The sequence below is a fragment of the Mycolicibacterium arenosum genome, from assembly GCF_024320865.1.
Lineage (GTDB): Bacteria > Actinomycetota > Actinomycetes > Mycobacteriales > Mycobacteriaceae > Mycobacterium > Mycobacterium arenosum.
On the sequence record NZ_JANDBD010000004.1, the window covers coordinates 174,713 to 200,708 of the forward strand.

General features: G+C 68.9%; 18 protein-coding genes. 2 read left to right on the top strand and 16 right to left on the bottom strand.

Going from position 1 to position 25,996, the window contains the following annotated elements; translation table 11 throughout:
• Positions 1-25: 25 nt before the first annotated feature.
• The 7 genes from NM203_RS10920 to mutA all read right to left on the bottom strand — a co-directional run bounded on the left by NM203_RS10920 (position 26) and on the right by mutA (position 16,285).
• A complete protein-coding gene (locus tag NM203_RS10920) occupies positions 26-1,273 on the bottom strand; it encodes a glycosyltransferase (RefSeq protein WP_255059908.1) in 1,248 nt (415 codons plus the stop codon).
• Between the two features lie 13 nt (positions 1,274-1,286).
• Positions 1,287-2,714 carry a condensation domain-containing protein gene (locus NM203_RS10925; protein WP_255059909.1) on the bottom strand — a complete coding sequence of 476 codons (1,428 nt, stop codon included), beginning with the start codon at positions 2,712-2,714 and terminating at the stop codon, positions 1,287-1,289.
• 37 nt (positions 2,715-2,751) lie between these two features.
• Positions 2,752-8,970, bottom strand: coding sequence for a sulfolipid-1 biosynthesis phthioceranic/hydroxyphthioceranic acid synthase (pks2, locus tag NM203_RS10930; RefSeq protein ID WP_408633337.1), 6,219 nt, complete (start codon positions 8,968-8,970; stop codon positions 2,752-2,754).
• 809 nt (positions 8,971-9,779) lie between these two features.
• A complete protein-coding gene (gene lipL / locus NM203_RS10935; protein ID WP_255059911.1) occupies positions 9,780-11,045 on the bottom strand; it encodes an esterase/beta-lactamase LipL in 1,266 nt (421 codons plus the stop codon).
• A gap of 57 nt (positions 11,046-11,102) precedes the next feature.
• Positions 11,103-12,077: a methylmalonyl Co-A mutase-associated GTPase MeaB gene (meaB, locus tag NM203_RS10940; protein WP_255059912.1), complete on the bottom strand. Its 975-nt coding sequence runs from the start codon at positions 12,075-12,077 to the stop codon at positions 11,103-11,105.
• The gene (gene scpA / locus NM203_RS10945; RefSeq protein WP_255059913.1) at positions 12,064-14,349 is read right to left on the bottom strand and encodes a methylmalonyl-CoA mutase; all 2,286 of its coding nucleotides are present in this window, start codon (positions 14,347-14,349) and stop codon (positions 12,064-12,066) included. Before scpA ends, meaB begins: the two co-directional genes overlap by 14 nt.
• Before the next feature lies 1 nt (position 14,350).
• Positions 14,351-16,285, bottom strand: a complete 1,935-nt coding sequence (mutA, locus tag NM203_RS10950) for a methylmalonyl-CoA mutase small subunit (RefSeq protein ID WP_408633338.1) — start codon at positions 16,283-16,285, stop codon at positions 14,351-14,353.
• A gap of 148 nt (positions 16,286-16,433) precedes the next feature.
• On the opposite strand from mutA, the gene NM203_RS10955 reads away from it, so the two are divergent.
• The gene (locus NM203_RS10955; RefSeq protein WP_255059915.1) at positions 16,434-17,168 is read left to right on the top strand and encodes a TVP38/TMEM64 family protein; all 735 of its coding nucleotides are present in this window, start codon (positions 16,434-16,436) and stop codon (positions 17,166-17,168) included.
• Here NM203_RS10955 and NM203_RS10960 read toward each other — a convergent pair.
• The 3 genes from NM203_RS10960 to NM203_RS10970 are packed head-to-tail and all read right to left on the bottom strand — an operon-like array spanning position 17,152 to position 19,196.
• Positions 17,152-17,511, bottom strand: a complete 360-nt coding sequence (locus tag NM203_RS10960; RefSeq protein ID WP_255059916.1) for a DoxX family protein — start codon at positions 17,509-17,511, stop codon at positions 17,152-17,154. The two genes, NM203_RS10955 and NM203_RS10960, sit on opposite strands and share 17 nt — an antisense overlap.
• Positions 17,508-18,734 carry an SPFH domain-containing protein gene (locus NM203_RS10965; protein ID WP_255059917.1) on the bottom strand — a complete coding sequence of 409 codons (1,227 nt, stop codon included), beginning with the start codon at positions 18,732-18,734 and terminating at the stop codon, positions 17,508-17,510. The genes NM203_RS10960 and NM203_RS10965 overlap by 4 nt, the downstream gene beginning before the upstream one ends.
• Before the next feature lie 27 nt (positions 18,735-18,761).
• Positions 18,762-19,196: an NfeD family protein gene (locus tag NM203_RS10970; protein WP_255059918.1), complete on the bottom strand. Its 435-nt coding sequence runs from the start codon at positions 19,194-19,196 to the stop codon at positions 18,762-18,764.
• A gap of 59 nt (positions 19,197-19,255) precedes the next feature.
• Here NM203_RS10970 and NM203_RS10975 point away from each other — a divergent pair, with 59 nt between their 5' ends.
• The gene (locus NM203_RS10975; RefSeq protein ID WP_255059919.1) at positions 19,256-20,113 is read left to right on the top strand and encodes an Rv1486c family protein; all 858 of its coding nucleotides are present in this window, start codon (positions 19,256-19,258) and stop codon (positions 20,111-20,113) included.
• On the opposite strand, the gene NM203_RS10980 is transcribed toward NM203_RS10975, so the two are convergent.
• From NM203_RS10980 to moxR1, 6 genes are all read right to left on the bottom strand, one after another.
• Positions 20,110-21,129, bottom strand: coding sequence for a ferrochelatase (locus NM203_RS10980; protein ID WP_255059920.1), 1,020 nt, complete (start codon positions 21,127-21,129; stop codon positions 20,110-20,112). The two genes, NM203_RS10975 and NM203_RS10980, sit on opposite strands and share 4 nt — an antisense overlap.
• Before the next feature lie 17 nt (positions 21,130-21,146).
• Positions 21,147-21,956 carry an NADH-dependent enoyl-ACP reductase InhA gene (inhA, locus tag NM203_RS10985; protein ID WP_255059921.1) on the bottom strand — a complete coding sequence of 270 codons (810 nt, stop codon included), beginning with the start codon at positions 21,954-21,956 and terminating at the stop codon, positions 21,147-21,149.
• 30 nt (positions 21,957-21,986) lie between these two features.
• A complete protein-coding gene (fabG1, locus tag NM203_RS10990; protein ID WP_255059922.1) occupies positions 21,987-22,703 on the bottom strand; it encodes a 3-oxoacyl-ACP reductase FabG1 in 717 nt (238 codons plus the stop codon).
• Between the two features lie 74 nt (positions 22,704-22,777).
• Positions 22,778-23,785: a VWA domain-containing protein gene (locus tag NM203_RS10995; protein ID WP_255059923.1), complete on the bottom strand. Its 1,008-nt coding sequence runs from the start codon at positions 23,783-23,785 to the stop codon at positions 22,778-22,780.
• A 52-nt stretch (positions 23,786-23,837) separates the two neighbouring features.
• Entirely contained in the window at positions 23,838-24,788 is a 951-nt protein-coding gene (locus NM203_RS11000; protein WP_255059924.1) for a DUF58 domain-containing protein, read from the bottom strand.
• Complete coding sequence (moxR1, locus tag NM203_RS11005; protein WP_255059925.1) at positions 24,785-25,939, bottom strand: chaperone MoxR1; 1,155 nt, start codon at positions 25,937-25,939, stop codon at positions 24,785-24,787. Before moxR1 ends, NM203_RS11000 begins: the two co-directional genes overlap by 4 nt.
• Between the last annotated feature and the right edge of the window lie 57 nt (positions 25,940-25,996).

The window sequence follows — 25,996 nt, forward strand, 5'->3', positions numbered from 1 at the left end:
AGCATCGCGGGTTTGCGCACGTGCATCATCGCCCGGCCATGACCCCGACTTTCTCCTCGAGTAGATCCGCTGCCGTTGCCACGCTCGTCGCGGCGTCGGTGACGAGCTCGGAGACGACGCGAGCCCGGTCCTGTACCCGCGGTGTCAGCGCGACGCGCAGCGCAGCGGTCAGCTTCGGCCCCGACGTCGACGAGAACCTGCGCGCAGTACCGACTTTCAACCGCTTGACCTGCACCGCCCACACCGGCTGATCGGCACCGACCCACAGGATCACCGTGGGCACGCCCGCGCGCACGCTGGCGGCCGTGGTGCCCGCGCCACCGTGGTGCACGATCGCGCGGCACCGCGGGAACACCGAGGCGTGGTTGACCGCGCCGACCAGCTTCACGTGCGGAGGCGGGGACATCTGCGCCACGTCCCACACTCCCGCCGACACCAGCGCCCGCTCACCCAACTCGGCGCACGTCGTGCTGATCATGTCGACGGCATCGGCGGGTGACGGCACCGGCATGCTGCCGAAGCCGAAGTAGATCGGCGGGGTGCCCGCTGCGATCCACGCGTCGACGTCGGCGTCGTCGGCGGCCCCGAGGCCGAGCGTCAGCGCGCCCGTGAACGGCCTGGTGCCGTGCCATTCCGCCGCGAGTCCGGGGAAGAACAGTTCGTCGTACGCCTGCAACTCCAGCGCCCCCCTCTCGACGATCCGACGCGCACACCGTACCGTCGCGCGGTCGAGGCCGAGGTCACGGCGTTGTTCGTCCTCGGCGCGCTTCAGCATTCGCCAGTGCAGCCACTCCGCCGCCGTCCACACGGTCCGGACGACGGGACGCGGTACCGGGAACGGCACGATGCTGCTGTTCACCCGCGCCGGGAAGTAGTGCAGTGCGGCGAACGGAATGCCGTGGTGCTCGGCGACATTCGCGGCCACCTCCTGATACGTGGTGCCCGCCAGGATCAGGTCGGCGCCATCCGACAGTTCGGTCAGGGCGCTGCTCATCTGCGCCCAGCCCTCGGTGAGGTAGTCCACCCCCCTGCGGATCAGCGCCGCCGGGTTCTGCACTCGCCAGAACTCGCTGAAGAACTCGTCGTCGAGCTGTGCTTGCGAATCCGGTCCGTAGGCGACCGCGCCCGGCAGCCCCGCCGACTCGACGAAGCCGATGAGGTTCGGCGGCACGGCCATCCGCACGTCGTGCCCGCGATCCCGCAGTTCGCGGCCCACGGCCGCACAGGGCTCGACGTCGCCCCTGGTGCCGTGGACCGCCAACGCGAACTTCACGAGACCGACCCGCTCAGGCGGATTCCCGCATCGTCGTCTGCACGACGTCGCGGCCCTCGGCCACCCCGGCGTACACCTCCTGCATGGCGGCGACGTACTTCGTGACGGAGTCACGGGCGACGGGGTTGTCCGGGAAGAACACCGTGATCGACGTCTCGTCGTGAATCCGCCCGACCCACATGCAGATGTGCGCGGGGCTCATCCCGTCGCAGTACGTCCGCGCGTTGACCCCGTCGAGGTGCGAGGCGACCACGGCCGACAGCGGCGGCAAACCGGCGTCGAGGTACGCCAGCATGGGGAAACCCCGGTGTGTCCGGTGCAGCCACGGCACCAGTTCGAGGACGCGGTCGAACGGGACCTTGGCGAGATCGATGTTGCCGTCGAACGACTTCTGCGCCGCCCGTGCGGTTTCGGCGAAGGATCCCCGCGTCACCGGGACGCCCACGGGGATCATGCCGGTGAACCACCCGTTCGTCACGAACTCCTCGGGCCTGGTGCGCATGTCCTTCGGCGTCATGCCGTAGTAGTCGTCGACACCCGTGATGCGGTACTGGGCGATCGCCGCCGCTGCGAACACCCCGCCGACGAAGCGGGATCCCGCGGCCACACAGGCGGTTTCAAAGCGGGCCGTCTGCTCGGCGTTCATCAGCGGCGCCACGATGATGTCGCCGCCGCACGCCGCCGAGGGATCGCCGAGCGGCAGCGAGAACTCCGGTAGCGTGCCGTCGTTGGTGACGGCGAAGTCGATCCACCGCCGCACCTCGGGCGACTCGGCGGTCAGGGACGACGTGTACCGGTGCTGCTGCACGCAGTACTCGTCGTACCCGCTCGGCGTCGGAAGGGTCGGCGGCGCGCCGCATTCGAGCAGCGCCATGTACGTCTGGTGGATCTCGACGAACAGCATCGCCATCAGCACCGGATCGGTGTGCACGTGGTCGACGATGACGTAGAACGTGAAGTGATCCTCGTACTGGATCACCCCGAAGCTGAAGCACTCCCACTCGTCGGGAGTCGGCGTCGACTGGATCAGCTCGTGGAACGCCGCCTGCGACATCTCGCCGTGTCGCATCGGCACGAACTTGATGTCGTTCGGGTTCTGCATCGTCCGCCGGATGGTGCGGCCGTCCTTGAACTCGAACCAGCTCCGGTAGGTGTCGTGCCTGCGCAGATGCGCGTTGACGACGTGGTTCATCGCGCGGATGTCGCACTCGCCCGGCTGGTCCCACGACACGATCACCAGACGCGAGTACTCCATGCCCTTCGCCTTGAACTCGTGGAAGCCCCGGATGTGTTGCGCCTGCATGTAACTGGCGGGCACCGTGCTCACCGGGGCTGCCATCGCCTTGGCTTTCGAGCCTGCCGACGCGTGCCACGACGTTACTGCGCCACCGCCGGGGTTCCACTCGTCCGCCCTGACGATCTCCAACGCTCCGACTAGCACCGTGCCCTCCTCTGCTCGATCCGACTCTTCACTGACATCAGGCGGCGACCTCCGCCGGTTCCAGGCGTTCGCACAGCGAGTCCGCCAGTCCCCGGATCGTCGTGATGTCGGTTGCCGTAATGCGTACGCCCGTCTCCTTCTCCACTCGGGTGCGGAGCTCGAGGTTCCCCAGCGAATCGAGCCCGTATTCGGATAGCGGCCGGTCCGGATCGACGGCCCTGCGCAGGATCAGGCTGATCTGCTCGGACAGCAGCTTGCGCAGCCTGGTAGGCCACTCCTCCTGCGGCAGTTCACGCAGTTCGGTGAGGAACTGACTGGTGCCCGACCGGGCCTGGCCGATCGATTTGAACGCCTCCGCGAATCGGCTGACCTGAGCGAACGCGGTCAGCCACGGAGTACCCGCGATCGGGGCGTAGCCGGTGTACGCCCGATCGTGCCGAACAAGCGCGTCGAACGCGTACGCCCCGTCGTCCGGCGCGATCGCCATCGCGGCATCCGCGGCCATCCCCTGGCCTCGGCCGATTTCGGCCCACGCACCCCACGCGACGGCACTCGCAGGCAGGCCCTGAGCGCGCCGCCAGTGGGTGAACGCATCCAGCCAGCTGTTGGCCGCCGCGTAGGCGCCCTGGCCGGGTGACCCGACCATCGCCGCCGCCGACGAGAACGAGCAGAACCAGTCCAGCGGCGTGTCCTTCGTCGCCTCGTGCAGCCGCCAGGCGCCGTAAACCTTGGGCGCCCAGTCGCGTTCGATGAGGTCGTCGGTGATGTTGGCGAGCGTGGCGTCCTCCACCACCGCGGCGGCGTGCAGGACACCGCGCAGCGCGAGGCCGGTCGACGTCGCCGACTCGACCAGACGCGACGCCGTGTCCGGATCGCCGATGTCACCGAGTTCGACGGCGACCTGCGCGCCGGTCGACATGATGCGGTCGATCGCCTCGAGTGCCTCGGCACCCGGCGCGGATCTGCCGTTCAGCACGATGCGTCCGCATCCCCCGATCGCCATCTTCTCGGCCAGGTAGAGCCCGAGTCCACCGAGTCCGCCGGTGATGACATACGCCCCGTCCGACCGGAACGCGGGCGCCTCCTCGGGTGGCAGGGCCGCGCGGTACCTGCCCTTGCGCGGCACGTCGAGCACCAACTTGCCGGTGTGCTCGGCCGCACCCATCACGCGGATCGCCGTCGCGGCGTCGTCGAGCGGGTAGTGCGTCGTCTCGGGCAATGGCAGCGCTCCACTCGCCATGTCGGCGAAGATGTTGTCCAGCAACGCCTTCACCTTGCGCGGCCGAGTCACGGTCAGCAAGCCCAGGTCGACGGCGTGAAAGCTCAGGTTCCGCCGGAAGGGGAACAGGCCGAGCCTGCTGTCGCCGTAGATGTCCCGCTTGCCGATCTCGATGAACCGCCCGCCGAACGTCAACAGTTCCAAGCCGGCCCGCTGCGCCGCTCCCGGTAGCGAGTTCAGCACGATGTCGACCCCGTAGCCGTCGGTGTCCCTGCGGATCTCATCGGCGAACGACGTGGTGCGCGAGTCGTAGACGAAGTCGATACCCATGTCACGGAGCAGTTGTCGACGCTCCGGACTGCCCGCCGTCGCGAAGATCTCGGCGCCGGCGGCGCGCGCGATCGCGATGGCCGCCTGGCCCACACCGCCGGTCGCGGAGTGGATCAGCACGCGGTCACCCTTGTCGATCTGGGCGAGATCGTGCAGGCCGTACCACGCGGTGGCGTGCGCGCTGGGCACCGCGGCCGCGCGCGCGGCCGGGACACCGTCCGGAATCGTCACCGCGAGACCGGCATCGCACGTCACGAATGTGCGCCACGCTCCGTCGGTGGAGATGCCTGCGACCAGGTCGCCGACCTGATGCTCGGTGACCCCCTCACCGACGGCCGTCACCACTCCGGCGAAGTCCGCACCCAGTTGCGGCAGGCGCCCCTCGAAGCTCGGATAGCGCCCGAAGGCCACCAGCACGTCGGCGAAGTTCAAGTTCGACGCACTGACCGCCACCTCGAGCTGACCCGGCCCCGGTGGAATGCGCTCGTAGGCGGCGAGTTCCGCCGACTGGAGGTCACCCGGCGTCCGGATCTGCAGCCGCATCCCCTCGGTCGCGGCGTCGACGACGACCGTACGACGGTCCTCCGCCCGCAGCGGACTGAGGTTGAGCCTGGCCGTGTACCACTCGCCGTCGCGCCAGGCCGTCTCGTCCTCGTCAGAGCCCGCCAGCAGTTGCGCGGCGAGTCTTCCGCCGTCGGTCCGGTCGTCCACGTCGACCAGCGTGACCCCGAGCTGCGGGTGCTCCATGCCGATCGCCCTGACCAGTCCGCGCACCCCGGCGTGTTCCAGATTCACGACATCGCGTGCGACGACCGCTTGCGCGTTGCGCGTGACGACGTACAGCCGCGGTGGTTCACCGGGTGTCTCCGGCAGTTCACGCAGCACTCGCACCAGATGGCGGAGCAGATCAGCACCGCGCACCGGAGTGTCCGCGTCCTCGGCGGCACCGGCCGCGGCCACCACCACCACACCGGCGAACGGTCGCGACGCGAGATCCGCGCGCAATCGCTCCGCTGCGGCGACGTGGTCCGTGTCGGGCGACCAGGTCGCCGACACCACCTCGGCGTGGTCGGCGACCAGACCGGCCGCCACCGCCTTGACGAGCTCATCCTCGTCCGCGGCCAGCGAGACCAGCATCCACCGGCCGGCGTCGGCATCGGCCTCGGGCAGGTCCCCGTGCGTCCAGTCGATCGTCAACAGCCTGTCGTGCAGCGTCCGATCCCGTTGTCCCGCTTCGGAGATCCCGGTACCCAGCCGCAGCCCCGTGACGGTGAGCAGGACGCCACCGTGCTCGTCGAGGATCTCCAGATCGGCTCGGACTCCCGTCCGGCTCAGGCTCGTCACGTGCACCAGGCAGTAGTGCGCGTTGCGTGTCGAGGCGTGCAGGCGCAGCCGATCGACACCGAGCGGCAGCATCAGCGCGCCCGTCGTGTCGGCCTGCAGATCGGGATGCGCACCGACCGCCTGGAAGCAGGCGTCCAGCAGCGCGGGGTGAACGTCGTACGCGCCCTGCTGGGACCGGATCGAGCCGGGCAGTGCCACCTCGGCCAGCACGGTGGTTCCGCCGATGTCGCAGGCGTGTACCGCGGCCAAGCCCGCGAATGCGGGGCCGTACTGAATTCCCCTGGCCTCGAACCACTCCCGCATCGCCGCACCGTCCAGCTCGACGGGATGCCCCGCGCGCAGCCGTTCCATGTCGTAGGCGGCGGGCACGCCGAGGTCGGCGGACTCGGCCAGCACGGCTCTGGCCCGACTGACCTCCTCGCCGTCGGCGGACGTGGTGACCAGGAACTCCGTCACCCCACTCGGGGTGGCCGCGGCGACCGCGGACACCGGCGTGCTCTCGTCGAGCAGCAGGAGCGCTTCGAACTGCACATCCCGCACCTCGGCGGCCTCGCCGACGATCTCCCGCGCCGCGGCGAGGGCCATCTCGCAGTACGCGGCTCCCGGCATCGCCGCGACGTCGTGCACCATGTGGTCGCCCAGCCAGGGCTGAGCGCCGGTACCGGCGTCCGCCTGCCAGACGTGCCGCTCGGGCGTCTCCGGTAGCACCACGTGCGCGCCCAGCAGTGGGTGCACTGCGACGACGGCTCCCCTGCCCTGGTCGGTACCCTCGCGGCTCAGAATCAGGCGCGGGTGATGCCAGGACGGCAGCGGTGCGTCCACCAGCCGCCCGTCCGGCCAGAGTACCGTCGCGTCGAGTGCCGCACCGCTGCAGTGGAACTCGGCGACGACGTCGAGCAGGCCGCGTGGCACCTCCTGCTCACGGCGCATTACCGCGAGCGCTGCGACGGCGATGTCGAGGCCGCCCGCGTTCTGGTCGACGGCGTGGGTCAGCAGCGGATGCGGCGACAACTCGCCGAACACGCGGAAACCGTCCTCGAGCGCGGCCTGGATCGCCGCCGAGAACCGGACGGCCTGGCGCAGGTTGTCGACCCAGTAGTACGCGTCGAAGTCCGCCGGATCGCGGGAGTCGTACTGCGTCGCCGAGTAGTACGGCAGATTCGGTTCCCGTGGCGTGATGTCCTCGAGGGCGGCGGCGAGGTCGTCGAGCACCGGATCGACCTGCGGCGAGTGCGACGCCACGTCCACGGCGACTTCGCGGGCCATGACGCCGCGCGCCTCCCACTCGGCGACCAGTTTCCGGATCGACTCGCGGGCACCGCCCACCACCGCCGATCTCGGCGAGGCCACGACCGAGAGCACCACGTCCTTGACGCCTAGCGAGGCGAGCTCCGAAAGCACCTGCTGGGCGGGCAGTTCCACCGTGGCCATGGCGCCGGACCCCGCGATGGTCGCCATCAGTCGGGACCGTCGGCAGATCACCTTGACGCCGTCTTCCAGCGACAACCCGCCTGCCACGACGGCTGCGGCGACCTCGCCCATCGAGTGGCCGACGACCGCGCCGGGCGCGACGCCGTAGGACCGCAGTGTCTCGGCGAGCGCGACCTGGACGGCGAACACCGTCGGCTGCACCCTGTCGATACCGGTCACCGGCTCGCTGTCCGACATCGCCTCGGTCACCGAGAATCCCGACTCGGCGGCGATCAGCGGTTCGAGTGTCGCCACGGCCGCCGCGAAGGCGGGTTCGACGGCGAGCAGACCGGCGCCCATGCCCGCCCACTGCGAGCCCTGCCCGGAGAACACCCATACGGGACCGCGATCATCCTGTCCCACCGCGGGAGGGACGGGCAGCGCGGTGTCGGCGACGTCCCGCAGCGCGGTGACGAGGTCGGCACGGGTGTCAGCGGCGACCGCGGTCCGGAACTGCCGGTGGGCTCGCCTGCGCGCCAGCGTGTACGCCAGGTCATCCAGTGCCACGGCGTCGGACGACGTGCTCTCCAGCCAGTCCGCCAGCCGCCCCGCGGTCCTGTGCAGTTCGTCCACCGACGTCGCCGAGAGCGGGAACAGCATGGGGCCAGCGGATTCCCGTGCGGCGACGACGGCGCCGGTGCTCGGGCCCTGCTCGAGCACCGCGTGCACGTTCGTGCCCGACAGACCGTACGACGACACCGCCGCGCGCCGTGGATGATGACCGTTGGTCGGCCACGGCGTCGTCTCGGTGGGAACGAACAAGCCCGTCTGGTGCTGCGCCATCTCCTCTGGCATGGCGGTGAAGTGCAGGTTCTTGGGAACCTCGCCGTGATGCAGCGCGAGGATCGCCTTCATCAATCCGATGGCGCCGGAGGCGCTCTGGCCGTGTCCGAAGTTGGTCTTGGCCGAGCCGAGGGCACACGGCCCGGCGCCACCGTAGACCTCGGCCAGGCTGGCGAATTCGATGGGATCGCCCACGGGCGTGCCCGTGCCGTGCGCTTCGACGTAGCCGATCGTCGTCGGATCGACGTCGCCGGCCGCAAGCGCGGAGCGGTACACGGAGGCTTGCGCGGAGCGCGACGGCGTCGCGATGTTGACGGTGTGGCCGTCCTGGTTGGCGGCGGTGCCGCGGATGACCGCGAGCACCCGGTCGCCCGCCGCGATGGCGTCGTCGAGGCGCTTCAGCAGCAGCACGACCGACGCTTCGCCCGAGACGAAGCCGTCCGCCTTGACGTCGAAGGCGTGGCACCGGCCGGTCGGTGACAGCATGCCCTGTGCCGATCCCGACGACATCTTCCTGGGCTCGAGCATGATCGACACACCGCCGGTCAACGCGAGGTCGCTCTCGCGGTCGTGCAGGCTGCGGCACGCCATGTGCACGGCGAGCAGGCTCGACGAGCACGCCGAGTCGACCGTGTAGGCCGGTCCGTGGGCACCCAGGTGGTACGCGATGCGCCCCGACGCCAGGCTGAAGTTGTTTCCCATGAAGCCGTAGGGGCCGTCCGCCTCGTTGGCGTCCGCGACCAGCAGTTGGTAGTCCTGATGCGTCATTCCCATGAAGACGCCGGTCAGGGTGCGCGACAACGTCGCCGGATCGATACCCGCGTGTTCGACTGCCTCCCAGGCGGTCTCGAGAAGCAGCCGGTGCTGCGGATCCATCGCGGTCGCCTCGCGCTCGCTGATCCCGAAGAAGTCGGCGTCGAAACCCGCGATGTCGTCGAGGAATGCGCCCCATTTCGACACCGACCGACCGGGCACGCCGGGCTCGGGGTCGTAGTACTCCTCGGCATCCCAGCGATCCAGCGGAACCTTGGTGACGTGGTCGTCACCGCGGAGGAGCGACTCCCACAACGTCGCCGGCGAATCGATACCGCCCGGCAGGCGACACCCCATTCCGACCACCGCGACCGGGGTCACGGTCGAAAGGGGGCTGATCGCTGCGATCTTGTCTGTCACGTATTTTCAACCTCTTCGTGAACGTACCGATAGTCTGATTTCGGGCAGGAAATGCGGAAAAACGTCAACAATGTATGGGCTGTGAGTTTTCCCGATCCCATCTCCTCGACCTGCGATTTTCACGCATGTCAGTCAGTACCGAACCTCGCAAGGCGCACCTCCGCAGAAACACCAGGCAAATCAAGAATTGCTCTTTTGCTACCACGATTCTCAGCGGGGAACTTTACACCGGCGGTGCGGATTGCGTCGTGTCTACCAGCAAAACTTATTTGAGCTGGGCTTATGTTGCCAGTGCGCGGAATTTACCAAGCTTGGCGACGAATGGACAATCCTTTGAATCTTTTACCCATGCATCACACAGCAAATCTATTCAACGGTTTGGTAAACGACGATTCGTGGGACGGAGAGCCCACTATTCGACCGATCATTCGCCGTGCTACATAATTTGCCGTGAGCGTGGCCCGGCATGGGAAGTCTGAGCTAACGGCAATCGGGCGGATGGTATGTGTTAGCCGTGGGGCACCAGTGGCCGCACCGGGCCTCGGCAGCCATCACACGCGGGACTGCATTCGCGGCAATCACCGACGCGGTAACGACGCCACTACCTTGGGTCACACTGGCAACGCCGCGACGAAACCGACGAATTCCCTTATACCGCAGCATCACCGGCTTGGTTAGCCGCTTAATGCTCTGCCCTGCAACGGATTAAACCGACAACACCGGTTGTCCGGCGTGGTGAGCGAGCGTCAGACCGCCGCGGTCCGGCGGTCGGCGAACGGGGCTCCGAACTCGGTGACCGGGGCGAAACCGTTCCGGCGGGCCAGCGTGACACCGCGACGGATCAGCGCCGCAGTCGCGACGAAGCCCGCCTGGTCGCCGACCACCATCGGCGTCAGCAGCCTGTTGTGCACGAATCCGAACGCCAGACCCGTTGTCGGGTCGGCCCAGCCAAGCGAGCCGCCGAGCCCGACGTGCCCGAAACCCGGCAGGATGTTGCCCAGTGGCAGCGAGTGGTAACCGAGGTGGAACGACATCGGAAGGAAGAGGCTGCCGTCCGGGTGCAGACTCGGCTTGCCGGTCAGCTGGTCGACGATGCGCTCGGAGAGGAATCGGGTGCCGTCGATCACGCCGCGATTGGCGATCGCGCCGTAGATCCGCGCCAGCCCCCTGGCCGTCGCGATCCCGTTGGCCGCGGGCAGTTCGGTGTCGAGCAGCGGGATGTCGCCCTGCACCGAGGCCTTCATTCCGGGGAAGTACAGCGAGCCGAAGCCACCCGAGAACGGAAGCCCCGCAATGCGGGGTGCGACCAGGTTGAAGATCGGGTTCTGCAGCTTCGACTGGGGCCCGATGATCCGGGCCGGCTGGGTCGGAGCGTCGGCGGGCGGCCGACCGAGGTGGATGCCGTCGGTATTCAGCGGGTGCGCCAGTTCGCTTCGGAACAGGTCGCGCATGCCCCGTCCGGTGACCGCGCGCGCTAGACCCGCCATCAGCCAGCCGTACGTCAGCGCGTGATAGGCGGGAAGGCCCTTGAACAGGCCCATCGGCGCCCCCGCCATCCGCTCCTCCATCAGGACGTGATCCATCAGCTCGGCCTTGGTGGCGCCGTTGAGGTGTGCGAGCCCCGCGCGGTGCCGCATGAGCTCGCGGACGGTGACGGCCGCCTTTCCCCGCGCGGCGAACGCCGGCCAGTACTCGGCGACCGGAGTGTCGTAGTCGATCAGTCCGCGGTCGACGAGCCGGTGGATGACCGTCGACGCCATGCCCTTGGTGGCCGAGAAGACCATCGTTCCGGTGTCGGCGTTCCAGTGCCGCTTCCCGCGCCGGTCCGACCAGCCGGTCCACACGTCGACCACGGGCTTGCCGTCCAGATAGACCGAGAGCGCACCGCCGCCCAGCCGAGGGTGCGGGAAGAGGCTGCTGAACGCGCGCACCGCACAGGAGAAGTTCGCGTCGGCGTCACCTTGGACGCCACGGGGAAGCGCGTCGTTGCGCTCGCCTATGACAGGGCTCACATAAGTCAATTTACCTCGACCCCGGCAACTATCGGCGCGGGTTACCGATCCGTTAGGTCAATGCGACGAAGCGGCGTCCAGAATCTCCTGCGCAGCAAGCGCCGGGGTGAGTTCGCCCGCGAGCACCCGTCGCTCGACGTCCGACCGGATGCGTCGCACCTCGGGATGTGTCAGCACGCGGTCCAGCACGGTGTCGCGGACCATCGTCCACGTCCAGTCGACCTGTTGGGCGCGGCGCCTGGCGTCGAACTCCCCAGCCGCCGTGAGCACCTCACGGTGTTTCAACACGACGTCCCAGAGCTCCGAGAGTCCGTCGCCGTTCAGCGCACTCATGGTGAGAACCGGTGGGCGCCAGAGTGTTTCGCGAGGATATATCAAGCGGATAGCGCCCGCGAGCTCGCGCGCAGCCGCTTTCGCGTCGGTGGCGTGCTTGCCGTCCGCCTTGTTCACGACCACGACATCGGCGAGTTCGAGCACGCCCTTCTTGATCCCCTGCAGCTGATCACCGGTCCGCGCAAGGGTGAGGAACACGAAGGTGTCGACCATGTTGGCAACCGTCACCTCGGACTGCCCGACACCCACGGTCTCCACCAGGATCACGTCGAAGCCCGCGGCTTCCAGCAAAACGATCGTCTCGCGGGTGGCCTTCGCGACGCCACCGAGGGTGCCCGACGTCGGCGACGGCCGGATGTACGCGTCCTCCTGGGTCGCGAGCTTCGCCATGCGGGTCTTGTCACCCAGGATGGAACCCCCCGTGCGGGTCGACGACGGGTCCACCGCCAGCACCGCGACCCGGTGCCCCAGGCCGATGAGGTACATGCCGAGCGCTTCGATGGTGGTCGACTTGCCCACCCCCGGAACGCCCGTGATGCCGATGTGGACCGCGCTGCCCGCCTGGGGCATCAGTTCCAGCAGGAGTTTCTGAGCCTGTTCCCGGTGGTCGGCGCGCGTCGACTCGACGAGCGTGATGGCCCGCGCGAGCGCTGAGCGGTCCCCGGCCCGAATCGCGTTGGCGAGCTCAGCTGAGGTCATATCCCAAACGCTCGGCCAACTTCTCCAGCAGGCCGATCGCCGCGTCGGCGATGACCGTGCCCGGCGGGAAGATCGCCGCCGCACCCGCCTCGTACAGTTCGTCGAAGTCACCCGGCGGAATCACGCCGCCCACCACGACCATGATGTCGGGCCTGCCGACCGCGGCGAGTGCATCGCGCAGAGCGGGCACCAGCGTCAGGTGACCTGCGGCCAGGGAGGACACCCCGACGACGTGCACGTCGTTGTCGGCGGCCTGGCGGGCCACCTCGTCGGGCGTGGAGAACAGCGAGCCGACGTCGACGTCGAAACCGATGTCGGCGAACGCCGTCGCGATCACCTTCTGGCCGCGATCGTGGCCGTCCTGGCCCATCTTCGCGACGAGGATACGCGGGCGGCGTCCGTCGGCCTCGGCGAACTTCTCCACCAATTCCGTTGCCGCACTGACGTTGCTGACCTGTCCCACCTCGTCCCGGTACACGCCCGCAATGGTGCGGATCTCAGCCTCGTGCCTACCGTAGACCTTCTCCAGCGCATCGGAGATCTCGCCGACGGTGGCCTTGGCGCGCGCGGCGTTTATGGCGAGCGCGAGCAGGTTGTTACCCAGTCCGTCCTCCCCCGCCGGTCCGGTCGCCTCGGCCGCGCGGGTGAGTTCGGCGAGCGCCGCCTGCGTCGCGTCCTCGTCCCGATCCGCCCGCAGCTGTTGGAGTTTGGCGATCTGCTCGGCGCGCACCCGGCTGTTCTCGACCTTGAGGACCTCGATCTCCTGATCCTCGTCGACCTGGTACTTGTTGATGCCGATCACCGTCTGCGCACCGGAATCGATACGGGCCTGCGTCCTGGCGGCGGCCTCCTCGATGCGCAGCTTCGGAATGCCCTCGCCGATGGCCTGAGCCATGCCGCCGTGCTCGGCGACCTCCTTGATGTGCGCGCGCGCCTTCTCGGCCAGCTCGTGGGTCAGGCGTTCGACGTAGTACGACCCGCCCCAGGGGTCGATCGGCCGGGTGGTGCCCGACTCCTGTTGCAGCAGCAGCTGCGTATTGCGCGCGATCCGCGCGGAGAAGTCGGTCGGTAGCGCGAGTGCCTCGTCGAGCGCGTTGGTGTGCAGCGACTGCGTGTGCCCCTGCGTTGCGGCCATCGCCTCGATGCACGTCCGTGCGACGTTGTTGAACGGATCCTGCGCGGTGAGCGACCACCCCGACGTCTGCGAATGAGTGCGCAGCGACAGCGACTTCTCGCTCTTCGGCTCGAACTGCGCCACCAACTCGCTCCAGAGCAGTCGGCCGGCGCGCAGCTTGGCGACCTCCATGAAGAAGTTCATGCCGATACCCCAGAAGAACGACAGCCGAGGTGCGAACTTGTCGATGTCGAGGCCCGCGTCGAGGCCGGCCTTGATGTACTCCACACCGTCGGCGAGCGTGTAACCGAGCTCGAGATCGGCTGTCGCACCGGCCTCCTGGATGTGATAGCCCGAAATGGAGATCGAGTTGAACTTCGGCATCTTCGCGCTGGTGTACCCGAAGATGTCGGAGATCACCCGCATCGACGGCTTCGGCGGATAGATGTAGGTGTTGCGGACCATGAACTCCTTGAGGATGTCGTTCTGGATGGTCCCGGCCAACTTCTCGGGCGGGACTCCCTGTTCCTCGGCCGCGACCACGTACAGCGCGAGGATCGGCAGCACCGCGCCGTTCATCGTCATCGACACCGACACCGTGGAAAGGTCGATGCCGTCGAACAGCTGCCTCATGTCGAGGATGGAATCGATGGCCACCCCGGCCATTCCGACATCGCCGGAGACGCGCGGATGGTCGGAGTCGTAGCCGCGGTGGGTGGCCAGGTCGAACGCCACCGACAGGCCCTTCTGCCCCGCCGCCAGGTTGCGTCGGTAGAACGCGTTGGACTCCGCGGCCGTCGAGAACCCCGCGTACTGCCGGATGGTCCACGGCTGGTTGACGTACATGGTGGGATACGGCCCGCGCACGAAGGGCGGTGCGCCGGGGAAGGTGTCGAGCGGATACCCCGCGTCGACGGCGGCGTCGCGGTCGGCGGCGATGTAGACCGGCTTCACGTCGATACCCTCGGGCGTCGCCCAGTCCAACTGTTCGGCCGTGTACCCGTGCGCGGCGGCCGCGGCGGCGACGTGGTCGGCCACCCCGGCGTCGGTCGACGGCTCGGCGGTCTTGTCGCCGTGCAGCGGTACGTCGGCGAAGCTGGCGATCGGTCCCGGTGTGAGCGCCGGAGCCGGTCCGCCGGCGACATCGGAAGTAGTCATCTCATGCCCCCAATCGGGTGAGCAGGGTCGACAGCGCGGCGATCGCGTCGATCCCGGCGGTCAGGTACTCGTCCGGCTTGGCGGAGCTACTCCCCGTGTCGCTTCGCTCCTGCCCGCCGGCGGCGTCCGCCACCGCCTTCTCCGGCCCGGCCAGGTACACGTGCGAAACCCCGGCGGCGCGAGCGGCTTCCACGACACCGGACGCCTCCTCGGCGTAACGCCTGTCGGTGCCGCACAGCACCACCGCCACGGCGCCTCCCGCGTCCTGGACCGCCGTGCCGACGCCGTCGGCGGTCACCGTGCCGGGATTGATCGTCTCGACACCGCCCGATGCCAGCAGGTTGGCCGCGAAGGTCGTGCGGATGTTGTGCTCCGCCAGCGGGCCGACGGGCAGCAGCAGCGCCTTCGGCCGTGCGCCGTGCGCGGCCAGGTAGGCGTCCGACCGGTCCCGCAGCTCCTCGAACGCGGCCCCGTACCGCTTAACGGTGGGCGTCGAGTCCGGCTGCCCGAGAGGCGCTTCGGCGAGGTTCGGGTACTCGTTGACACCGGTGAGCGACGTGCGCCGGTGCGCGACGTCGTCGGCCCGCCGGTCGCGTACCCGGGCGATCCGGTCGGCGACGAACTCGCGTGCCGCGACGAACCCGCCCTTGGCCTCGATCTCGCGGAAGTGCGCCCACGCCTGCTCCGCGAGCGCCCTGGTCAGATCCTCGATGTACCACGAACCGCCGCCGGGGTCGAGCACCCGCCCGATGTGCGACTCCTCGAGCAGCAGCAGCTGGGTGTTACGAGCCATCCGCCGCGTGAACGTGGTTGCCGTGCCGGGCAATCCGCCGGGGATCGCCACGTCGAACGCGTGCACCTGAACCGTGTCGGCGCCACCGACACCCGCCGCGAACGCGGCAAGCGTCGTGCGCAGCATGTTCACCCAGGGGTCGCGCTGCGCCATCATCGGCAGCGAGGAGACCGCGTGCACCGTCGCGGCGCCGGCGTCGGGAGCACCGACGACCTCGGCGACTCGTGCCCAGATCTGACGCGCCGCGCGCAGTTTCGCGATGGTCATGAACTGATCGTCGTCGGCGGAGTAGCGGAAACTGATCTGCCGCAACGCATCCGCGGTGCCGATCCCGTGCTCGGTCAGCAGCCGCAGGTATTCGACACCGGCGCCGATGGCCGCGGCGAGTTCCCACGACGCGCTGGCACCGAGATCGTGGAACGCCGGGCCGTCGACGGTGATCGCTCGGACGCCACCGTCGTAGCCGGCCGACCGACCCGCGATCGCGGCGACCTCGTCCACCGTCGGCGCGGACCGCCCCGACAGCGGCGCGGTCAGCGGATCGGCGCCGAGGTCGATCGACAACCGCGCCCGGCGGTCGTCGGTCAGGTCCTCGACCAGAGCCAGCACGGCGTCGGCGGCGGCAGCGTAATCGGCTCCCGCGTCGAGCACCACGGGCACCAGTTCCAGGAACACGCCCTCCAGCAGTCGGTCGATGTCGCTCGCGGGAACGCCGGCCGACCCATTGCCCGTCGCTTCGCTCGCCCCACTGCCGACCCGCAGCACCAGCGCGCTGGTGCCCTCGGTGAGCGCGGCCAGCACGCTGCCGTTGCCTGCTGACACTCCCGAGGCGCCCGGTAGCGGGAAGGCCTCGGCGACCTTCCAGCCCGACTTCACGTCGCGGAGCGCGTCGCCGCCGCGGACGAACGGCCAGCGGCCCGGTAGCGGGGGCTCGGGCTGGGAGTCGAGGATCGTGTACAGCGGGCGGATCGGAAAGCCCTCGTAGGTCGGCGAGTCGAGCAGCTGCTCGGGCTCCGATCCGAGCTCGGCGGGGTCCTTTCGGCTGCTCTTGGCGAGCACTCCCGCGACGGCCGTGCGCCACTGTTCGCGATCGGACTCAGCGACGCTGAGCCTCGAACTGGACTCCTGTTCAGACACCGGCAGCTCCCGTGATGCAGCGTGTGACTTGACAACTGTCCATCAGGCTAAATGATCGCGGTCACCCCACGAACCAGCGGGCGCGACGCTACTGACGGGTAGCCCCGCTGCGTCGTCGCGAGCAACGTCGGGAAGCCACGTACTCTTGGAAGGCGTGAAGCCCGTCGCCAGCACGTTTCGCGCAGTACGCGCGGCCGTGGTGACGACGCTGGCCCAGATGCCGCGACGCCGGCTCGCTACGATCGCGACCGCGATTGTGATCCTGGTCGCATTCGCCGTGTTCGTTCCGCTGCCGAGCGCCGTGCAGCTCCGCGACTGGGCCACATCGGTCGGTCCGTGGTTCCCGTTGGCGTTCTTCGCCGCCCATGTGGTGGTGACGATCTTCCCGTTCCCGCGGACGGTCTTCACGTTGTCGGCCGGCCTGCTGTTCGGTCCGGTTCTCGGCGTGCCGCTGGCCGTCGTGGCGAGCACCCTCAGCGCGGTCATCGCCCTTCTGCTGGTGCGCGCGGCGGGCTGGCATCTGGACCGGCTCGTCAAGCACCCGCGCATCGACGAGGCCAACGCCCGGCTCGCAGCGCGAGGGTGGCCGACCGTGCTGTCCATGCGGATGATCCCCGCGGTGCCCTTCTCGGTACTCAACTACGCGGCCGGGTCGTCGGCCGTCCGCGTGCTCCCGTACACGTTGGCCACGTTCGCCGGTCTGCTGCCGGGGACCTCGGCCATCGTGATCTTCGGCGACGCGCTGACCGGGAACATCAGCCCGCTGCTGTTCCTGGTGTCGTTGAGCACGGCGTCCCTCGGCATCGCCGGCCTCGTCTACGAGATCCGGGCGCACCGGCGCAGCCATCCGCAGACCGACGACGAGCCCGCCGTCACCGCCGGTCGCTAGGCCCCTGCACCGTCATCGCGCTGAACAGCGCGAGAAACGAGGACGCGGCGATCAACCCGGGGCTCCAGTCCCTGGCTCTGATGTGCGACCCGACCGCCAGCACGAAGTACACCGTCAGCATGAACGTGGTCAGCCTGGCCAGCCACGGAAAGCGGTACACCGAGATCAGCCCGATCGCCGAGGCCGCCTTGACCACCGGGATGATCGGACGCAGCTCCGGCGCCAGGCCCACGTCGTCGAACGCCTTCTCGATCGGCGCGATCGGGATGGCGCAGGCCACGGCGTCCCCGGCCTGAAGCACGGCCAGCGCCGCGTAGCTCCGATTCGACGTCAGCGCTCTCATTGGCCGGGGTTACCGTGCCGCGGTGGTGGCGGTGGCGGCTGGGAGAAGTCGCGCACCGGGGGCTGTGCCTGCTGCGACAGCGGCGGGTACTGCGGGGGCGGGTCGATCGCGCCTGCGACCGGCTTGCGTGCCTCGGCCTCGGCCTTGGCGACGGCCTGCGCGATCGCGGGATCGGTCTGCGTGTTGAACCACTCGGCCACCTCGTCCGAATCATCCTCGGGCTTGGGCAGATTGGTCTCGACCGGCGACGGCGTGTACCGGAACACCCCGTCGTCGCCCGGCGCACCCAGCAGCTTGGTGAAGCCCTGCAGCGCGGACCCGAAGTCGCTGGGCACCACCCAGACCTTGTTCGCCTCGCCCTTGGCCATCAGCGGCAGCGTCTGCAGGTACTGGTAGGCCAGCATCTCCGGCGTCGGACGCCCGGCCTTGATCGCCGCGAACGTCTTCTCGATCGCCTTGGCCTGGCCCTGCGCCTGGTAGTACTGAGCGGCTCGTTCGCCCTGGGCGCGCAGCATGCGGGACTGCCTGTCCGCCTCGGCGGCGAGGATCGCCGCCTGCTTGGCACCCTCGGCAGCCAGGATCTGCGCCTGCTTCTGGCCCTCGGCCTGCTTGATGGACGCCTCCCGGTTGCCCTCCGCGGTGAGGATCATGGCGCGCTTCTCGCGGTCGGCGCGCATCTGCTTCTCCATCGAGTCCTGGATCGACGGCGGCGGGTCGATGCTGCGCAGTTCGACTCGGGCCACGCGCAGCCCCCAGCGGCCGGTGGCCTCGTCGAGCACGCCGCGCAGCTGACCGTTGATGGAGTCCCGCGACGTCAGCGTCTGCTCGAGCGTCATGCCGCCGACGACGTTGCGAAGCGTCGTCGTGGTCAACTGCTCGACGCCGACGATGTAGTTGCTGATCTGGTAGACCGCTGCCTGCGGGTTGGTGACCTGGAAGTAGACGACCGTGTCGATGTTCACCGTCAGGTTGTCCTCGGTGATCACCGGCTGCGGCGGGAACGACACCACCCGCTCGCGGAGATCCACCCGCGCGCGGACCTTGTCGAGGAACGGCACCAGCAGCGTGAGCCCACCGGACGCGGTCTTGCTGTAGCGGCCGAGCCGTTCGATCACCGCCGCCTCGGCCTGCGGGATGATGGCGATCGCCTTGACCAGCAGGATGATCACGAACAGCACCAGCGCTCCGAAGAACACCAGTAAGACGAGTGCACCCGTATCCATGTGGTCTCCTCCCGAAGACTGCTGCGTTTACAAGCCTTTGAAAACGACGGCGGTGGCGCCGTCGATGTGCATAACGGTCACGTGATCGCCCGGTTCGTACACGTCGTCGTCGTTGAGCGGACGCGCCGTCCAAACCTCGCCCTCGAGCTTCACCTGGCCCTCGTGTCGCGCCACCTTGTCGAGCACGACGGCGCTCTTGCCCTCCAGGGCCTTGACCGGTTCCGGCAGCCCCCTGCCCTGGATGAATCGATGCTTGATGGCGGGCCGGACCAGGACGAGCAGCAGGATCGACGCGACGGCGAACACCGCCCCGTCGATCCACAGTTCGTCGAACACCAGGGCCGAACCGGCCGCCGCGAGTGCGCCGCCGCTGAGCATGAGAAGGAACAGGTCGCCGGTGAGCGCCTCGGCACCGGCGAGCGCCAACGCGACGGCGAGCCAGATCAGCGGAACCCACTGCATGACGCCACCCTAGCGCGAACCCGGCCGTAGCAGTCGGCAACAACTACACTGCGGTCATCATGTGGTGTCCGAGTGTTTCACTAGCGGTCTGGTCCAATGCCTGGCTGGCGGGCGTCGCTGCGCCCGACGACGTCCTCGATGCGTTATCGGCCTGGGCACCAAGGCATTCCGTGACCGCCTACGATTCAGCGGCGGCGTCGAGTACCGGCCTGCCCTGGCCCGACCTGACCGATGCCGGGGTGGTGTCCCTGCTGCCGACGCTGCGCACCGCGGCCGCACCGGCCACCGGTGAAACCGCGTTCAGCGTGGCGCTGCCGGTGCCCGGCGATGTCAGGGGACTCGCAGCGGGCACCCAGTTCCAGGCGGACGCGGTGGCCGCCGGGGAGGCCGTCATCGTGCGGTCCCGATCGGCTTCCGGCTCGCAGGCGGTCGGCCTGGTACCCGACTTCGTCTACACCGACGACGACGATCCCGACTACGACCCCGAACCGAGTGCGCTGTCGTGGACGGTGTACTCGTTGGCGAGTGCTCCCGTCGCGGAGCACGTCGACCTCGGCCAGGCCGAGTACGACCTGAGGGCCGCCGTGCGCTCGGCGGCGGACGCCATGGGCACGCTGCGAGCGGAGTTGCGCGGCGCCGATATCGACGATCCGCGCGGCATGGTCGAGCAGGTGCTGGAGGCGAGTCGGTTGCACCGGGCTCCGGACTACGCGCCTGAGCGCGCGCTGCGGGTGCTGGAGAACGCGGCGCACGTCGACGCGATCATCACCGTCAGCGCGGGCCTCATGCCGATCGGGCTGCAATCCTCATCGGAGGTCCAGATGGCCAGTGACGCGCTGCGTCCGCTGGCCGACGTCGTCCGATCGGCGCGGCTCGCCGCGGTCGGCGCCATCCTCCAGGCGGCGTGGCGTAGTTAGCTGGAGCACGCGGCGGTGCACAGCGCGCCGTTGACGGTGCAGCCGTATCCCGGCACCGGATCCGGCCCGTCGGTGCGAGCCTGCGGCAGGCCGAGCCGCATCTCGTCGAGCAGGTCGACGACGAGCCGCGCGAAACGCGGCTGCGCGTTGGGTGTGGTGGCCCGTGCGAATGCGATACCCGCGGCGGCCGCCTGGTCGGCGAGCTCGCTGTCGAGATCCCATACGACCTCGATGTGGTCGGCGACGAAGCCGACCGGGCAGACGATCACCGCACGGGTGCCCGCCGCGGCGAGGGCCTCGAGGTGATCGCCGACGTCGGGCTCCAGCCACGGCACCTGCGGCGGTCCGGACCTCGACTGCCACACCTGGTCGTACTCCCGGTAGCCCGCGGCGGCCGCGACCAGTCCCGCGGTGTAGCCGACCTGGCGCTCGTACAGATCCGGTCCGCAGCGCGACGCGGCCCGCAGCGGAATCGAGTGCGCGGTGAACACCAGCCTCGCGTCACCGCGGACATCCTCCGGCAAGGTGGCCGCCGCCTCGGTGACGGCGTCGGCGAACATCTCGATCAACAACGGATGGTCGAAGTACTGCCGCAGCTTGGTCAGCTCGGGTGCGTCCGCACCGACCGCGTCGCGCCCCCGTGCGATGTCCTCCTGGTACTGCGTGCATCCCGAGTAGCCGCCCCAGGCGGAGGTGGTGAACACCGCGGCGCGCCGGACACCGTCGGCGCGCATCCGCTCGACGGTGTCCTCGATGAACGGCTCCCAGTTGCGGTTGCCGAAGTACACCGGCACGCCGAGCTCACGCGCCGCCAATTCGGACTCGATGGCGCGGATGAGGTCTCTGTTGATGCCGTTGATAGGTGAGACGCCACCGAAGTGCAGGTAGTGCTCCGCGACGGATTCCAGTCGCTCCCTTGGTATTCCGCGCCCTCTGGTGACGTTCTCCAGGAACGGCATCACCTGGTCGGGCCCCTCCGGGCCGCCGAAGGAGAGGAGCAGCAGCGCATCGAACACGGGAACGATCCGTTCCGCTAGAGCAGCTGCGTGTGCGCGCCGCCGTCGGCGTACACGACGGTGCCGGTGGTGGCGGGCAGCCAGTCGGACAGCAGAGCGCAGACGGTCCTGGCGACGGGCGTCGGATCCTTCATGTCCCAGCCGACCGGAGCGCGCTGATCCCAGCCCTCCTCGAGCAGGCGCATCTGATCGCCTGCCTCGGCGCCGAGCGCGCCGCCGACGATCGCGCTCATCGCGAGCGTCCGGATCGGTCCCGCCGCAACGAGATTGGAGCGCACCCCGTGCGGACCCGCCTCACGGGCGACGAAGCGGTTGACCGACTCGAGGGCGCTCTTGGCGACGGTCATCCAGTTGTACGCCGGCATCGCGCGCGTCGGGTCGAAGTCCATGCCGACGATGCTGCCGCCGCGGTTCAGCACCGGCAGCGTCGCCTTGGCCAGCGAGGCGTAGGAGAACGCCGAGATGTGAATGCCCTTGGCCACGTCCTCGTAGGGCGCATCGAAGAACGGGTTCACGCCCATCCCGGTCTGCGGCATGTAGCCGATCGAGTGCACCACGCCGTCGAGCTTGTTGCCCTCACCGATCACCTCGGCGACGCGGTCGGCCAACGAGTCCAGGTGCTCCTGGTTCTGTACGTCGAGTTCGAGCAGCGGCGCCGGGCTCGGCAGCCGGTCGGCGATGCGCTGGATGAGCTTCATCCGGTCGAACCCGGTGAGCACCAGTTCCGCACCCGACTCCTGCGCGACCTTCGCGATGTGGAACGCGATCGACGAGTCGGTGATGATGCCGGTGACGAGGATCCGCTTGCCCTCGAGAATGCCTGCCATGGTGTGCTGTTCCTTTCTCTGCGGGCGGGCCTAGTGGCCCATGCCCATGCCGCCGTCGACGGGGATCACCGCGCCGGCGATGTAGCCGGCGTCCTCGGACGCCAGGAAGCTGACTGCGCCCGCGACGTCATCGGCCGTGCCGACGCGCTTGGCGGGGATGAACTCCAGCGCGCCCTCCTGGATGCGCTCGTCGAGCGCACGGGTCATCTCGGTGTCGATGTAGCCGGGGGCCACCACGTTCGCGGTGACGCCGGCCTTGGACAGCTCGCGGGAGATCGACCGGGCCATCCCGATCAGACCGGCCTTGGCGGCCGCGTAGTTCGACTGATTTCCGATACCCCACATGCCCGACACCGAGCCGATGAAGATGATCCGGCCGAATCGCTTGCGCTGCATGCTGCGCGACGCCCGCTGAGCCACCCGGAACGCGCCGGTGAGGTTCGCGTTGATGACGTTCTCGAAGCGCTCCTCGGTCATCCGGATCAGGAACGCGTCCTGGGAGATACCCGCGTTGGACACCAGGACCTCGACCGGTCCCTGGTGCTCCTCGACCTCCTTGAACGCGCGGTCCACCGCCTCGCTGTCAGTGACGTCGCACACGACACCGAACAAGCCGTCGGGCGCACCGGATCCGCGGTGGGTCACGGCCACCTTGTGGCCGTCGGCGGCGAGGCGCTGAGCGATGGCCAGGCCGATACCGCGGTTGCCACCCGTGACCAGGACGGAGCGTGAAACGAATTCGGGCATAGCGGCCAACTTATCGCCTCGGCGTGCTGACCTGGAAATCGGCTCCGGCGGGCCGGAGCGAAGCGACTCGGGAATCAGCCGGGCAGTCTGCGGTTGATCAGCAGCGCCGCCAACGCCGCGGCGGCGAGGATCACCGAACCCAGACGCAGCCACCCGACGCTCGCGTCGCCCTTGATCGTCTCGTAGCCGATCTGCTCCTGCAGCGACGTGAAGACCTCCTTGAGCTGCTCCAGGCTGGACGCGGTGTACGCGTCGCCGCCGGACAGTTCGGCGATCTTCTTCAGCATCTCGTCGTCGACGGGCACGGGCTGGCGCTGGTCGTTGATCTCGACGTAGCCGTACGGCGTGCCGAACGACACCGTCGAGATCGGAACGCCCTGGTCCTTGGCGGTCCTGGCCGCGGTGTAGGCGCCCTTCGGGTTGTCCGGGTTCGACGGCACCGTTTCCTTGCCGTCGGACATCAGCACGACACGGCCCGGAGGCGGCCCGTCGCCACCGCCGATCACCGCGCCGACCGTCGCGATGGCCTGCAGCGCGGTGAAGACGCCCTCACCGGTCGCCGTGCGGTCGGCGAGTTGCAGCTTGTCCAGCGCGGCCTTGGTGGCGTCGCGGTTGGTGGTCGGCTGTACCAGCACCGTCGCGGTGCCCGCGTAGGCGATGAGACCCAGGTTGATGCCGGGGGTCAGTTGATCGGCGAACTGCTTGGCCGCCTCCTGCGCGGCCGCCAGGCGGCTCGGCTCGACGTCGGTGGCGCGCATCGACTGCGATACGTCGATGACGAGCATCACGACGGCGCGGTTGCGCGGGATGCGAACGTCGTTGGTGGGCCCGGCCATCGCGATCGTGAAGAGGGTGAGCGACAGCACCAGCAGGATCGCGGGCAGATGCCGCCAGCGGCTGGGCCGCTTCGGGGCGACGCTCTCCAGCAGTTCCATGTTGGCGAACCGCAGCATGCGCTGGGCCCTGGCCCGCTGTACCAGGATGTACAGCACGATGAGGGCGGCGACCAGGATGAAGAACACGAAGAAGCCGGGGTGCTTGAAATCCGTGAAGGAGATCGGGCCGATGAGCGGTAAGTTCATGTGCTGCTTGTCATTCCAGTCGAATCGTTGTCGCGCGCGTCGAGTCCACCAGTCACCGCAGCGCCCCGCGGCGCCTGCTGGCCACGAACTTCACCACGTCCTGGATCCAGTCCCGGTCGGTGCGCAGAGTCAGAAGGGGTGCGTCGCAACGCCGTAACGTGCGTGCCACGGCCGCCCGGTGTTCGGCGGACGCTTTCGCGAAGTCGGCCCGGAGTTGCTCGTCGATGGTGAACTCGCGCGTCTTGCCGCTCTCCACGTCCTGCAGGATCACGTCGCCGATGGCGGGCAACTCGACGTCGCGGGGATCCACGATTTCGATGCCCAGCACCTCGTGTCGGCCCGCGATCGCCCGCAGCGGACGCATCCAGTCGATCGGACCGAGGAAGTCGCTGATGATGACGGCCATGCCGCGCCTGCGTTCGGGGCGACGCAGCGCGTCAATGGCCGCGCCCAGATCTCCGCGGACACCCGCAGGCGCCCTCGGCGTCGTGGCGATCGCCCGCAACAACTCCTGCTCGTGCATCCGTCCGGACAGCGCCGGTACGCGCGTGGTCGTCTCGCCGTTGGTGATCACCGCGCCCAGCCGGTTGCCGCCGCCGCTGTTGAGGAACGTGATCGCGGCGGCCGCCGCCACCGCGAGGTCGCGCTTCTCGCAGCCCGCGGTGCCGAAGTCCAGACTGGCCGAGACGTCGACGACGAGCCACGTCTCGAGTTCCCGGTCGACGATCATCTGCCGCACGTGCGGGTGCGTCGTGCGCGCCGTGACCGACCAGTCCATCCGGCGTACGTCGTCGCCTGGCTGGTAGATGCGGGCTTCACCCGCTTCGGAGCCCGGCCCCGGTACCAGCCCCTGGTGATCGCCGTGCAGCACACCGTCGAGCTTGCGGCGCACCGTCAGCTCGAGCTTGCGCAACGCCGCCGACAGCGCGGGGTCGCGAATCTCGCCGCGCTGAAGGGAGGGCAGGTCGACCTGGCCCTTGTGGCCGTTAGCTGACCGAGTCACCGACTAGCCGCACCCGCCGGGGCCGGCATCGCGGGAGGCGCCGAATGGCCTTGCGGGGCAATGGCGTTCACCTGCGGGAGCGCAACGGTCTGCATGATGCGGCCGATCACCGTTTCGGCGGTGATCTCGTCGGCGAGCGCGTCGTAGGTCAGCACCAGGCGGTGGCGGAGCACGTCGGGGATGACCTCGACGACGTCCTGCGGGATCACGTAGTCCCGGCCGCGGATGAGCGCCAGCGCGCGCGACGCGGCGATGATGCCGAGCGAGGCGCGGGGCGACGCACCGTAGGCGATCCACGCCTTGGCGTCGGGCATGCCGAACTTCTCCGGCTCACGCGTGGCGGTGACGATGCGCACGACGTAGTCGACGAGGGCGTGGTGCACGAACGTGTTCGCCGCGACGCCCTGCAGACGCAGCAGGTCGTCGGTCGAGAGGATCTGCTTCGGCGTGGGCGGTGTGACACCCATCCGATAGATGATCTCGCGCTCCTCCTCCGGCGACGGGTAGTCGACGTTGAGCTTGAACAGGAAGCGGTCCCGCTGCGCTTCGGGCAGCTGGTAGACGCCCTCCTGCTCGATGGGGTTCTGCGTCGCCATGACGAGGAACGGGCTGGGCAGCGGGAACGTCTTGCCGCCGATCGACACCTTGCGCTCGGCCATGACCTCCAGGAGGGCCGACTGCACCTTGGCGGGTGCGCGGTTGATCTCGTCGGCGAGCAGGAAGTTCACCATGACGGGGCCGACCTCGGTGTCGAACTCCTCCTTGCCCACCCGGTAGATGCGGGTGCCGACGATGTCGGTGGGCACCAGGTCAGGGGTGAACTGGATGCGGGCGAACGTGCCGCCGACGACCTTGGCGAACGTCTCGACGGCCAGCGTCTTGGCGACACCCGGCACGCCCTCGAGCAGCACGTGCCCCTTGGCGAGGAGACCGACGAGCATGCGCTCGACCAGCTGATCCTGGCCGACGATGATGCGCTTGACCTCGAAGATCGCCCGTTCCAGCGTCTGCACCTCACCCTGCACGCCGCCGTTCGCGGACTCCGGCTGCTTGTGCAGGGCCGGGCCTCCGGGCTGCGGGGCGGGAGGGAAGCCCTGGCCCTGGCCGGGGTAACCGCCGGCTGCCTGCGGCGGCCCACTCGGTGACGTCATCTAGTGCTTCCTCCCACGCTTTCGATCGTGTCCGACTGCTGGTCTGGTGCAGTTGCG